At 54.1% G+C, this 12,794-nt stretch carries 12 protein-coding genes; 3 read left to right on the top strand and 9 right to left on the bottom strand.

Annotated elements, in window-relative coordinates:
- Positions 1 to 141 precede the first annotated feature (141 nt).
- Positions 142 to 1,269 carry an ABC transporter ATP-binding protein gene (locus tag HXY34_05535; protein NWF95583.1) on the top strand — a complete coding sequence of 376 codons (1,128 nt, stop codon included), beginning with the start codon at positions 142 to 144 and terminating at the stop codon, positions 1,267 to 1,269.
- Between the two features lie 189 nt (positions 1,270 to 1,458).
- On the opposite strand, the gene HXY34_05530 is transcribed toward HXY34_05535, so the two are convergent.
- From HXY34_05530 to HXY34_05520, 3 genes are all read right to left on the bottom strand, one after another.
- Entirely contained in the window at positions 1,459 to 2,544 is a 1,086-nt protein-coding gene (locus HXY34_05530) for an ABC transporter ATP-binding protein (GenBank protein NWF95582.1), read from the bottom strand.
- Entirely contained in the window at positions 2,541 to 3,728 is a 1,188-nt protein-coding gene (locus tag HXY34_05525) for a hypothetical protein (GenBank protein ID NWF95581.1), read from the bottom strand. The genes HXY34_05530 and HXY34_05525 overlap by 4 nt, the downstream gene beginning before the upstream one ends.
- 260 nt (positions 3,729 to 3,988) lie before the next feature.
- Positions 3,989 to 4,846, bottom strand: a complete 858-nt coding sequence (locus tag HXY34_05520; protein NWF95580.1) for a hypothetical protein — start codon at positions 4,844 to 4,846, stop codon at positions 3,989 to 3,991.
- Between the two features lie 114 nt (positions 4,847 to 4,960).
- Here HXY34_05520 and HXY34_05515 point away from each other — a divergent pair, with 114 nt between their 5' ends.
- Positions 4,961 to 5,803 (top strand): hypothetical protein, encoded by an 843-nt coding sequence (locus HXY34_05515; protein NWF95579.1) that lies wholly within the window; start codon positions 4,961 to 4,963, stop codon positions 5,801 to 5,803.
- A gap of 18 nt (positions 5,804 to 5,821) precedes the next feature.
- Complete coding sequence (locus HXY34_05510; GenBank protein NWF95578.1) at positions 5,822 to 6,607, top strand: hypothetical protein; 786 nt, start codon at positions 5,822 to 5,824, stop codon at positions 6,605 to 6,607.
- Here HXY34_05510 and HXY34_05505 read toward each other — a convergent pair whose 3' ends face one another.
- Genes HXY34_05505 through HXY34_05480 form a run of 6 tightly spaced genes read right to left on the bottom strand, consistent with a single transcriptional unit; the run spans position 6,608 to position 12,307 of the window.
- Positions 6,608 to 6,958, bottom strand: a complete 351-nt coding sequence (locus HXY34_05505) for a hypothetical protein (protein NWF95577.1) — start codon at positions 6,956 to 6,958, stop codon at positions 6,608 to 6,610.
- 6 nt (positions 6,959 to 6,964) lie between these two features.
- Positions 6,965 to 7,180, bottom strand: a complete 216-nt coding sequence (locus HXY34_05500) for a hypothetical protein (GenBank protein NWF95576.1) — start codon at positions 7,178 to 7,180, stop codon at positions 6,965 to 6,967.
- A gap of 58 nt (positions 7,181 to 7,238) precedes the next feature.
- Positions 7,239 to 8,270, bottom strand: coding sequence for an ABC transporter ATP-binding protein (locus HXY34_05495; GenBank protein ID NWF95575.1), 1,032 nt, complete (start codon positions 8,268 to 8,270; stop codon positions 7,239 to 7,241).
- A 1-nt stretch (position 8,271) separates the two neighbouring features.
- Positions 8,272 to 9,516, bottom strand: a complete 1,245-nt coding sequence (locus HXY34_05490) for an ABC transporter ATP-binding protein (GenBank protein NWF95574.1) — start codon at positions 9,514 to 9,516, stop codon at positions 8,272 to 8,274.
- Between the two features lie 6 nt (positions 9,517 to 9,522).
- Entirely contained in the window at positions 9,523 to 11,247 is a 1,725-nt protein-coding gene (locus tag HXY34_05485; protein ID NWF95573.1) for an ABC transporter permease, read from the bottom strand.
- A 4-nt stretch (positions 11,248 to 11,251) separates the two neighbouring features.
- A complete protein-coding gene (locus tag HXY34_05480; protein ID NWF95572.1) occupies positions 11,252 to 12,307 on the bottom strand; it encodes an ABC transporter permease in 1,056 nt (351 codons plus the stop codon).
- Positions 12,308 to 12,794: the final 487 nt, after the last annotated feature.

Genomic DNA, 12,794 nt, shown 5'->3' with positions numbered 1-12,794 from the left:
TGACGGGCGCATGGATTGCCTCGCCGAAAGACTACTACACCGAGGGAGCTCCAGCAGTTCGTGTTCAGTCAAGTCCACAGCACAATCCCTGCGATGCGCCAGCCACAGCATATTTCTTACTCGACGTCCAAGCAGCGGAGCATGTCTGGTGCAGACGATGAGACCGTTCTTCGAGTTGAACACCTCAGAGCGTACTATACATCCAAGAAGGGACTTGTAAGGGCAGTCGATGATGTGTCGTTTGACATTCGCGAGGGTGAGTCAGTCGGGCTGTTCGGAGAGTCTGGTGCGGGCAAGACATCTGTGGCATTGGCCATAATGGGCATCTTCGACCAAGTCTCGAGGTACTACGCCTCATCGTCGGGAGACGAGCACAACAAGCGACTCTGGGAGATGAGGGACGAGGCAAGACGGAAGGGTCTGTCATCAACCGATCTCGGAGTGACACTCCCTGGTGTCGAGGGTCACATATGGTTCAAGGGAAAAGACCTGCTTGCTCTGAGCGAGGAGGACTATCGCAAGATAAGGGGAAACGAGATCACATACGTACCGCAGGGAACAAAGAAGTCAATGAACCCCTACACCACCATCAACATCCAGACTGCCGAGTCTCTCTGGGTCCACGATGAGGACAACATACTGATTGAGCGTGAGGTCTTTCGGAGGGTCTTGGAGGTCCTAGACCTTGTGGACCTGGCGGAGGTGGACCTGAGAAAGGACCTCAAGCCAAGTGACTTCAGCGTTGGAGAGGACCAACGTGTGATGATAGCCATGGCTCTCATTACCAGACCCTCTCTGATGATTGCAGACGAACCAACAACAGGACTCGATCCAGGTGTTCAACAACGTGTGATGGACGCCATTGACCTCATTCGGAAGAAGGTCGGCCTTGCCTTTCTCATGATAAGCAACGACCAAGGACTCCAAGCTGCCGTCACTGACCGCGTTGCAGTGATGACAACGGGAAAGATTGTGGAGTTCGGCCGCACCGTGCGCGTCCTGAAGTCACCCGGTCATCCATTCACCAGGGCTTTCGTCATGAGCAATCCCTCCATGGAGATGATGTGGCGGATACGTCAGAAGGGGCTCAGAATACGAGGCATCCCGGGTTCGCCCCCAGACCTGACCAACCCCCCTAAGGGATGCGTCTTTCACCCCAGGTGCGAGTACTGCGATGAGGTCTGTCGTCAGGAAGTGCCAGAGTACAGAGAGGTCGAACCGGGCCATTGGGTTGCCTGCCACCTATACGAGCGACTGCCCGAGTTCTAGTCGCCTCTTCAGCAGTCAGGTCCACCGCAACATCAGGCTGAGCGTGAGTCCTCGGTGTCGCCTACGCAACTTAGCCCAACGGCAGGAGGCACTACCGATTCAGTATCGTCCTGTTGTCGGAAGGTCGCTGGCAACGCGCGGTTGGACAACGCTGAACTGTGTGGCGATAGGACAGGTCGTGATTGCAGGTCAGGTGGTGAGTTCTCCATACCTATGACACATTATGCAATGGTCCTTCTCCACCTCTCTGAACTCCGGGACTTCGGTCCTGCATCGGTCAATGGCGTAGTCGCAGCGGGGATGGAAGGGACATCCGCTCGGCACGTTCGTGAGGTCTGGCGGGTCGCCCCGAATCCCTCGTAGGACGGGTCTCTTCCCGCCTGCCTTCATTCTCATCATTGCAATGGTGGGGAACGAACTCATCAGACCCATAGTGTAAGGATGTGAAGGTCTCAGGAACATCTGCTCTGCGGTTCCAATCTCCATGATCCTGCCTGCGTACATGCAAGCGACGCGGTCAGCAAGCTCAGCAATCACACCAGCGTCATGGCTTATCAGTATCAGGCTAACACTGAACTCATCACGAATCATCGCCATGACGTTCATGATCTGACGTTGTATGGTGACGTCCAGTGCAGACGTGGGCTCGTCAGCTATGACCACATGGGGCCCGGCTATCAGGGCCATTGCAATGAGAATCCGTTGCGCCTCGCCACCAGAGAAAGAACTCGGGTCAAGGACGAACCTTGTGCCTGCGTCTGCGATGCTGACCAGTCCGAGGTACTCCAGTACACGACGCTTCAGCTGTATCAGACGAATGTTCTCTTCGTGGACCTCAACAGGCTCCCCAGTCTGATAGCCGATGCTGTACTGAGGATTGAGCGCATGCTGGAGACCTTGGGGAATCAATGAGATCTGCCGCCCCCGGATCTTTACGAACTCCTCCTCCGGAAGGGCGGTCAGTTCCAAGTCCCTGAAGAACACCTTCCCTTGAACACCCGGCCGACTCTCTCCCGCTGCAGTAAGACCTCTATCAAACTCCTGACGTAGACCAGGGACATTCGAGGTACCTGCAGAATAGCGAGCGACTCTCTCGAAAAGACCCATTATCGCGAGTGCCATGGAACTCTTACCACATCCTGACTCCCCCAGTATGCCGATGCACTCGCCCTCTCTCAGATCGAAGCTGACATTGTCTACAGCCCGGACCAGACCCTTAGAAGATGTGTAGAACGCTCTCAGATTCCTGACGCGCAGGATGACCTCGTCATTCATCGCACTCCAACGACTCCTTCCCACTGCATAGTCCTCTTGAAGGTAACTGAGCCCGCATCCTGCTGCGTTCTTGATGTACAAGCGACTGCCAGGACGCACAGAAGGACGAACGGGGCAATACATGACGCCACGTATGCCCATACCAAGAAGGATTCCCCGTAGGCCCATGTGTAGTAGGCCCACTCGGAGGCAAGATAGCCAAATACCACGCACTCAATTAGCAGGCAGAGGGAAGTCACGATACGCTTCTGGGCCAGAGCACCAAGCGCGACTAGTGAGGCAAGTGGTATCAACCAAGAGTAGTACATGTAGCTCGTCTCAACGTTGCCCAAGAGCACCACTACACAGGCGACAGTTGCGTCCAGCACAGTCCAATCCGGACCCTCGCCTTGAGATCTCCTCCGGAAGAGGAAGTAGGCGCTGACTAGAACGGCCGCTGCGACGCCCGACGCTAGTCTAAGCAGGTACTCAGGTACATGGCAGAAGACGAAGAGGACGTAGTAGGGGTTCATGGCGGGATAGTCAATCTTCACGTAGGAAGTGTAGTGAAGCAAGCGAGTCAGAGTCACCGACCCCCAGAGCGCGGTGCCCAACACCATGATACATGAGAAGACCACAGCCTGAAGGCACAGAAGACGAAGACGACACGCCAGGCAGGTATTCTTGTCCAACATGACCAAGAACACACCAGCCAGAAGGGGAACGAACTTCATTCCCCCAAAGATGGCAGCAGCCAATGAGGATGCAACACGGTGACGAGGATAGAGGCATACGACTACCAGCAGCCCGAGCATGATAATCACGTCATCGTCGATGAGCACAACGAATCCATGAGTAGTCAGTGGATTGAGCGTGACAACCCACGCAGTCAGAACCGATAGGCGCTCGCTAAGACGCTGCAATGCAGTCACAAGAGCCAGCGGAGGCAATAGGAAGTATGTGCACATGATGAGGATGCCAATCGAGTACGGGGCTGGATGTACATACACGGCAGCCGCGAACAACAGCAACATCAGCGGCGGATGAGTAATGAATGGACTATCATATGGAGAATGCCCGTTGATGATGGCCATGCCTGCCGGGAAGTAGTGGCAAGTAACATCTCCAAATATCACTCCCCCATCCACCAAGAAGACCTGGTAAAGCCGCTGATAGACCTGCAGACCGCAGATGAGTTCAAGCAATAACATCAGCACGATCGCAGAGCGGGATAACATATAGTGTTCATCACGCCCGCGCATGCTAACAACGAGGATTTTAGTCTTTCATCGTCTTGCTGGATGCCAACAGGCGCCGAGCTTCTGTCGAGTCTCTTCATAACACCGTGTGGACTGGCTCATTCGACTGGTATGCCATGTGAGACGATGTGAAGATGTAGAACACTACCTCAAGCTCGACAGCCACGAGCATACCGACAGACGAAGTGTGAGTAATTCTGTAGCGTCTAGTCCTCGGCCTGTTGTAACGACATCACCATCTCATAGTATGTTGTAACGAGCTCGAATCCCGCTTGCGAGAGTGAGTCATTCAAGTGATGATCAAGACACACCTCGGTGTTGACATTTCGGACCCCTCTTCTGTACAGCAGAGCCAATACGGCTTCGAGGGTGGATACGGAGATGCTCATTCTGCAGTCTGTCGGATTCTTGCTATGAAAGTGAATCCAGCACTCTCTCCTAGAGTCCTCGGACTCGTAGACGCTCACGGAGACATCTGTGTCCTTGACAGCGACTGTGAACGGGCTCTTCCACTCAGAGACGAGGTCTGTAAGACTGGGGACGCCCCCAAGAAGGAGTTGAGAGAGGCGGCCAGGGCCTGTTGCAGGCTCCGTGCGGCACGACTGCTCACCTGTCGGTGGTTCTCCTTCGGCGGCCAGTGTTCTGACATACCTAGCCCGTATTTTTCTCGCTTCAAAGCAGAAGCACGCAGTCATGTCAGCGATTGCTGTTGCCTTCTCGCTGACCCACATCACCAGTTCTGAGAGACCTTGTTCCCTCGCCTTTGCAAGACCGACTTCCATCAACGACTCCGCGGATTCGCGCTCCCCGGGAAGGTATGCTAGGTCTGCAAGAGCCATCGACCCTCGAACGGGTGAAACGCTCAGTCTGCAAGCAGCAACGGGGGTCCGTCTTCTGGTTGAGAGATGAAGCGCGTCGAAGTCCACAACACGGTCTCTTACGAGTCGCACCAAGTCCTGTTGAATCAATGGCTGAGTGTCGCCACTGTTCCTCTGGCCTCCGTTAAAGACTCTCAGCCATCTGTCGATATGGCTGCTGCGTGTGTGACTGGCTTCGTCTGTCAAATCGGCTCGGGATTGCCAGACTCGTAGCGGTATTCAAGATATCCATTGGGTGGCGCAGACCGGAAGGATTATGCTAGACTCACAGACGATTCGAGTGTGGCAGCCCGAGTCAGATTGGATTCCAGATCTCTTGACGCTGTGTCAGAGCGACTTGGAGTCAGCTTCGCCCTGAACTACTCGCAGCAACAGGAGATAGACACCGCAGGACAGGTTCAGCTGACCATTGCTCAGCTTGTGGAAGCGACAAGGTCGCTGTGCCCGGACAGAGGAGCTGCGGTTCAGTTCCTCAAGGAACATCTGAGAAGCGTTCGTCCTCTCTCACTTGCTCTGTTTGTGACGAATCCAGCCACGCAGAAGATCATGGAGCGGAAGCGGTCATACCCGGACAAGATGCTCCCGATGCTGACCGTCCCGTGGTTTCACTGGGAACCTGGCGCCGAGACCAAGGACAACCCTGAGGGAGTGAAGAGAGAAGTCATAGGGGATCTCGCTGTAGACATCGACCGCCATGATGAGGTTGTGTTCACAGGTGAATGTGGTGACTTCTCCGGTCTTGTCGAGGCGCGTCTGGTCGAGAGGCCGGAGGGCAGGCCCATTCTGATACCGGCTGGAACTGGTCGGAAGGACTTGGTCGCTCACTATGTCTTGCGCCAGTTCAGGCTTCGGATACGAGTATCTGGACCAGACACCCAGATTCTGCCGGACCTCAGTCGTGACTTCGACTACAGGTACTGTGATAGTCCAAGGACGTTTCATGATCTGGGGCTTTCTATCAGTGGAGACGGAAGCCTCTTCAGACTCAAGACTGGGCAGTACGCTGAGAACGCCCTCAGAGGGGACGTCGTGTTGCTTCTGGGATTGCCTGCGCAGACAGGCGGTGACTCCTCAAGAGAACTGCTTGGATGCATGTGGCTCATCGTACTGGAAGGACTGGTACGGGAGAGGTATTCACTGTAGAGCTGGAGATGCTGAGAGTTGGACCTCGGTGTTGCGTTCATTGTCAGCGGTGTACTAGTCTTGGTGCGAACGGCAATCAGAGGACGAGGACTAGTACAACTGGAGAAGCACGGAGACAGGATTCGCCAGTACTATGATGTCTCATCCCTCGACCCATCAGCGCAGGGTGTTCCCTCTGAGTGCTACTCTCACAAGTGGGCCATGGAGAACATCAGTTCTGACAGACCTACCCACCTGAGACTCTTCTTTGAGGACATTCTGAACACTCGTACGCTAGCCGCTTTCCTTGTGATTGCACTGGTCATGAGCAGTGCAGCAGTCATTCTCACGTTGTTGTTAGTAGAGTCCATCGCGCTCTTTGGTGGAGCAGTGGCGGTCTTCGCCATGACCTTTCTGGTAATACTGGGACCTTCCGGGCCCCGCATTTCCGAGAAGTACCTTGAGGACTTGGGCAAAGCAGACTGGAGGAGCTTGTGTGCGCATGACTATCTCTACTTCAAGATTGCAGTGGATTCCGTCCGTCAGTGGACTGCAAGGTCCGCCATCATTGGCATCACGTTCATCCTGTTGGCGCCCTGGGCTCAAGAAGTGCCAACACTGGTAGCGCACTGCATCTCCACTCTGATAGTGTATCTCGTCCTGTACCCCGCGTTAACACTCGCAGGCTGGAGTCTGGCACTTGCCATGGTGTACATTGGTCTGGTGATAGTGCTTGCCTTCTACATCATACCCCGGGCAGTCTGGACTCGCTTCAGTGGAGGGCGGTCGGAAGAGGAAGAGATGGCGTCAGGAATGCGATGGTAGTCATTTCAGTGCATAGCCGACAATTACAAACAACAGGCCAAAGAGGAAGACAAAGACCGTCGAATACAGTATCTTCTTGCCCAACTGTGAGAGACGCCATGACGTCGTAGGAGTCCCATCCGCCTTCTGCCGGGCCGCCTCGGAGATTGGTTCCCTAGACATGAAACAAGCCCCTAGAACCAGCATTACGCCGAACTCCAGGAAGAGCGCATCTGAGGCAATGAAATACACGTTCCTCGTGGGGTCGAAGAGAAAGACAACCAGTGCTAGGAGTAGGTCAAAGACAGAGATGGCAGAGGCCACTGCCATTGGCTCCATGACAGACCTGTACCGTTCCCAGTCGATAGGCATGATGGTTCACCAGAGAAATGTGAAGGCCAGAGCGGCTGCGACGAGAAGTACGGAGAGAATGACCAGCGGCAGGAAGACTGTCTGCAGTGCTGCTATGAACAGCGCGACATAGTCCTTCAGCTCAAGGCTCACGCTCTCCTGCCTGTTTTCCGGGATGTGCACATACTCATCCCAATCAGTACGCTCTTCTATGGTGTGGTCACCGTCTTCATTCTCTCTCACGGGGTCTTTGACCTCCTGAGGTACTGAGGCTTCTCTGGGCGCTCTCCCGGGCGAGCTGTCACAACCCTTGCGCCGCAGTGTCGGCCTGAGCATACTCCATCTGGGAGCTCTTGCCAAAGTCAAGCTCACCCGCGAAATGGCAAGCGACCAGATGCCCATCACCCATGTCTCTAAGCTCCGGTTCCTGCGTTCTGCATATCTCCTGTGCGAATATGCAACGTGGATTGAATCTGCATCCCACAGGTGGATTGATGGGGCTGGGGACCTCTCCCGGAAGGATCTGTGCTCTCCCGGCAAACTTCGGGTCCGGCACAGGTACTGCTGACACCAGAGCGAACGTGTAGGGATGCAGGGTCTTCCTGAAGATGTCATGCGGTGTGAGCTCAACTATCTTACCAAGGTACATGACTGCAATCCTGTCGCTCATGTGCTTGACAACACTGAGATTGTGGGAGATGAACATGTATGTGAGCTTGAATTCATGTTGAAGGTCCTTCATTAGATTCAGTGTCTGCGCCTGGACTGAAACATCAGTGCTCGAGGTGGGCTCATCCATGACCACGAACTTGGGGTTCAGAGCGAGGGCCCTGGCAATGCAAATGCGCTGTCTCTGTCCGCCAGAGAACTCGTGCGGGAACCGGTTCAGGTGATCCTCTGTGAGACCGACCTTTTCGAGCAACGAGAGTACCATTTCACGCATCTTTGGGCCACGCGCAACGCCATTGACAACAAGAGGTTCTCCAACAGAGTTCTTGATGGTGACTCGCGGGTCCAGTGATGCCATGGGATCTTGGAAGACTATCTGCATCTGACCGCGCAGTTCTCTCATCGCCCTTGCTGAGAGGCGTGAGATGTCCTGGCCGTCGAAGATGATCTGTCCGGCCGTGGGATTGATCAGACGAAGGATGGTTCGGCCCAGTGTCGTCTTGCCGCAACCACTCTCACCAACAACCCCAAGGGTCTCTCCCCTGTATACTTCGAAGCTCACATCATCAACCGCGTGTACTTTGCCTACGACCTTTCTGAAGACGCCGCCAGTCAGCGGGAAGTACTTCTTAAGGCCTATGACCTTCACAAGTGCTTCTGTCATCTCATTCGCCTCCGACTCTGCCTTGAGGATGGTAGCACGCGACCCAGTGACCGGGGCGCACCTCCTTCAGTTCCGGTTTGACCCCGGAGCACTCTGCTGTGGCATATTCACACCGAGGGTGAAATCTGCAGCCTGAAGGAGGGTTGATTAGATTGGGCACCGTGCCCAGAATCTGGTCCAACCGCTCCTTGTTCTCATGGAGCTTGGGTATTGCCTGGAGCAGCCCAATTGTGTATGGATGTACAGGATTCTCGAACAGCTCCTTCGTAGAGGCACTCTCGACTGTGTTGCCCGCATACATCACAGTGACCGAGTTGCACGTCTCCGCCACGACACCGAGGTCATGCGTGATTATCATGATTGAGCTGCCAATCTCTTTCTTGAGTTCGTTAAGCAGATTGAGGACCTGAGCTTGGACAGTCACATCCAGTGCCGTCGTAGCCTCGTCACAGATCAAGAGTAAGGGGTTGCTCGCCAAGGCCATGGCGATTAGCGCTCTCTGGCGCATACCTCCGGAGAGCTCGTGGGGATACTGCATTGCTACCCTGTCGGGAGAGGGCATCTTAACCATCCGCAGCATCTCTATTGCTCGACGCATGGCCGCCTTCTTGGCGTACTTCTTGTCAGGCTTTGGAGGATTCTCAAGCATCGACTCGTATTTGGCAATCTGCTCTCGTATCTTCGCCATCTTCTCTGGAGACAGGCTCCTTGCTCTCACGGGTTCCCCTGACTCGCATGAGTCTTTGTGCTCACCAACCTGTGTTGCATCGCCTTCTGCTGCAGACAGCATTCCTCGCAGCTCGTCAATCTTCAGCTGAAGTGCATCTCTCCGAAGATCTTGGTGCAGAAGGACAACCTCTGCTATCTGGTCGCCTACACGGAAGACCGGGTTCGGGTAGGTGGCAGGGTCCTGAAAGACGATACTGATGCGGTTGCCCCTGATATCGAGCATCTCCTCGGTTGTCAGCTTCAGAATGTCTCGTTCCACAACCTTTCCGGTCTGAGGGTCGGTGTCGTATATCAGGACCTGGCCGCCCTCTATTCGTCCGGGCGGCTCTATCAGACGAAGGATACACTTGGCAGTGACAGACTTGCCACAGCCAGTCTCTCCCACGATGCCCATTGTGTCACCACGTTTGAGGCGTATCTCGACTCCGTCGAGCGCTTTCACAACACCTTCGTACGTGTAGAAGTTCATACGAAGTCCTTTCACTTTCAGGGCAAGTTCACTCTGTGCTATTGTCATCTCTCTCTACCTCCGTCTGAGCTTGGGATCAAATATGTCCCTTATTCCATCTCCTACCAGATTGAAAGAGAGCGCAGTCATGAGAATGGCAAGACCCGGATAGAGGGACATCCATGGAGCCTCAGTGAGGTACAGCTGTCCTGTGGAAATCATCAACCCCCATTCAGCGACTCCAGCCTGTGCTCCAAAACCTATGAATGACAGGCCTGCAGCAGTCAGCAGTACTCCACCAGTGTCTAGGGTGGCCTGCACTATCAGAGGCTGGAATGTGTTAGGAAGGATGTGAACAAGCAGAATCCTCATATCGCTGGCTCCGACCGACCGCGCGGCCTCAACGTAGAGCTTCTCACGCTCCGTAAGCACTTGCCCCCGCACAAGTCTTGCATAAACGGGCCACCATGTCACCATTAGAGCCAAAGATATGTTCTCCAGGTTTCGTTGTCCCAGTGCCATCACAATGGCCATCGCGAGTATCAGGCCTGGAAATGCGAAGAATATGTCCGTGACCCTCATCATCAGCTCGTCTATCTTTCCACCGTAGTATCCTGCGACGGCTCCTATCATCGCACCTATCACTACGGCCACGACGACTATGGTCACGGATAGTCTAAGGTCGACCTGCGCGGCCCAGACAATCCTGCTGAAGATGTCACCACCGTTCTCGTCGGCACCCCAGATGTGAATCGGATAGTAGTGGTTGTATCTCAATACCAGTGCACCTGTGAGGTTCCAAGGCATCGCAGGATGACTGACGTTCAACCAGTAGTGCCAGGTATAGTCACGGGAATCGTCTTTGAGAGTGACTGTTGTTCTAAGTGTGTTGGTATCGTACTTCTCGGCGATTCTATGGAGGGCTCTCTGCTCAGGGGTCATGGAGAGGAGCTGTGCCCGCCCAACATCGTATACGGCAGCATAAATCTGCGCATAGTATGTTTCATTTGTCCCACGCACGGACAGAGACATGTACACATTCGGGAGTTCTTCGAGGAGTCGAACTTCCTCAGGTGTCACAGTGAATTGAATGTAGGTCTCGTTCGGCAGGTACAGCGGAGCCGTGTTGTTTATCCGCTCGACGTATCTCTGGGAGAACTTGGGAGAATTAGACACTGCACCGGGGGGAGCCTTGGGGTCCGTCCAGACTCGCTCCTCTGGGCCATAAGGTGCAATGAACGGAGCCAGTACTGCGATCCCCACGAACACAAGTATGATGAGAATACCGACGACGACAAGCGGGCTCTTGCGGACCAGGTGAAGGCTATACCTCAGCTCTTTCATTCGGGGCCCCATGTCCTCCCTGAACTCTGCGTACCAGAGGGGCTTGAGGTTCTTGTGAAACATGGGGACAACCAGAAGTACGGACACTGGAGCCAGTGTCCAGCCCAAGGGACCGATCGTAATGAGAACAGCTGCACTCAGCAGGTTCATCTGCAGTGTGGAGGAGTAAGCAAAAGACTCGTAGCTAGACATGGCCTTGGCGTTGCCAAAGCCAATGAAGCCAAGTATTATGAGAATGAATGCTTGCAGAGGCCAACCAGTCAAGACTGCTGGAATGCCTATGGTGTATCCGAGTACAGAGATTACGAAGCTGATTATGGGCCCCACGAGCGAAATCAGTGAACAAGCAATGACAGTCAAGACAAACACAGTCTGCAGTATCGGAAGGAGTCTTCCCCATAACCCATATTCAGAGACATGAGAGGTCGCACCTTGGTCATTCTTCACGTTTTTCATCCTCCTATCCGAACCTGATTCGTGGGTCCAGTGTTCCATAGAGCAGGTCAACGAGTAGATTGGCTGTCACGAATATGAAAGCGACAAGCAGAGTGAACCCGTTGATGGCGGCGAGATCCGACTGGAGTATGGCCCTAGTCGCCCAGCGACCAAGTCCGGGCCAGCTGTAAATCGTTTCGGTTAGCACAGCTCCTGACATGAGGCCACCGAATGCAAGACCAACTACCGTGACTGTAGGAATGAGAGCATTCCTCAGAGCATGCTTGTAGATGACCGTCCGCTCCTTCAGCCCCTTGGACCGGGCGAGTGTGATGTAGTCCTCCTTGAGGACCTCAAGCATACTGGATCGCATCATCCTTGTTATTATGGCCAGTGTCAAGTAACCCAAACAGAATCCGGGAAGAATCAAGTGCCTGAGCGCGTCAACGAAGCACGCCGGGGATAGATAGAGAAGGGAGTCCAGCAGCAGGAAATTCGTGATAGGTACATACCCCTCATTGTTCCCGAGCATAACTCTCCACACATTTGGATCAAACCGCGAGTCTCCGGGTAGATATGGTAGTCCGCTGATGCAGAACTGGTAGAAGAACACGTACTTGAGCATCAGCCCAAACCAGAAGATGGGCATGGAAACGCCAGCAAGCGAGAACACTCTCGTCACATGGTCTACCGGTCTGTCCTTCTTGGTGGCAGAGAGAATTCCCAGTGGGATGCCGAGAATCACTGCGAATACCATGGCAATCATCGCAAGTTCAATGGTCGCAGGGAACTTCTGTGCAATCACGGTCAAGACGGGCGCGTCTTGAGCCTCGCTGTAGCTTCGACCCCAGTCACCTTGAAGCAAGTTCCGGAGGTATATGAAGTACTGAACATACAATGGCTCATCAAGCCCGTACCTGAGCCGTATTCCGGGCACGGCAGAGTCAGGTGTTCTCTCAGTGACGAACATCGCAACCGGATCACCGACGATGTAAGCCAGGAACCATGTGATTGTGACCACTCCAAAAATCACTGGAATGGCGAGGAGAATCCTCCTGATTATGAAATCACGCAACTTCATGTCTTGTGCCTCGGGGACTATGAAGCAGGCTCACGGTCCTGCCTGTTGTGGATTGTGCCCCGCCACACTGAATCGACACTTAAGGCTAACTGACTGCCGGGGCACACTCCCAGCACATTAGATGCCATCGTGGGCACCTTAAAACGACTACGGATTAAGCACAATGAGGCTGCGGTTGCTTTATACAAACTACTATCAGATACACATGTTGCATGTGCACTGATGCCTGAGTCTAGTACGCACAGGCAAGCAGTATCGCGGCACATCTACGATGAGTTTCTACCATTCACCCGATGTGGGTGCTCGTTGTAAGATTGAGATCGTTCTAGCGACATCTGGCAACCGCCCGGGGATGCGCTCTTCACCAAGAAGCGCATTAGAACGGTAACACCGTTCGCACTCAAAGATAGGAGTCTTGCAAGAGTGCGTTTCATATGTCCAATCTCCGCAGCATTGCAACCAGTTCTCTAACTAGAACCACTAAGCG

This window comes from Candidatus Thorarchaeota archaeon, assembly GCA_013388835.1.
Classification (GTDB): Archaea; Asgardarchaeota; Thorarchaeia; order Thorarchaeales; family Thorarchaeaceae; genus JACAEL01.
The sequence above is the reverse complement of the archived record's forward strand: the minus strand, read 5'-3'. Positions and strand labels throughout refer to the sequence as shown.

Bases quoted from the DNA above. Each gene is read 5' to 3' on its own strand.
- HXY34_05495 (NWF95575.1), bottom strand. From the start codon at position 8,270: ATGACAGAAGCACTTGTGAAGGTCATAGGCCTTAAGAAGTACTTCCCG.
- HXY34_05480 (NWF95572.1), bottom strand. From the start codon at position 12,307: ATGAAGTTGCGTGATTTCATAATCAGGAGGATTCTCCTCGCCATTCCA.
- HXY34_05530 (NWF95582.1), bottom strand. From the start codon at position 2,544: ATGAATGACGAGGTCATCCTGCGCGTCAGGAATCTGAGAGCGTTCTAC.
- HXY34_05535 (NWF95583.1), top strand. From the start codon at position 142: ATGTCTGGTGCAGACGATGAGACCGTTCTTCGAGTTGAACACCTCAGA.
- HXY34_05485 (NWF95573.1), bottom strand. From the start codon at position 11,247: ATGAAAAACGTGAAGAATGACCAAGGTGCGACCTCTCATGTCTCTGAA.
- HXY34_05505 (NWF95577.1), bottom strand. From the start codon at position 6,958: ATGCCTATCGACTGGGAACGGTACAGGTCTGTCATGGAGCCAATGGCA.
- HXY34_05490 (NWF95574.1), bottom strand. From the start codon at position 9,516: ATGACAATAGCACAGAGTGAACTTGCCCTGAAAGTGAAAGGACTTCGT.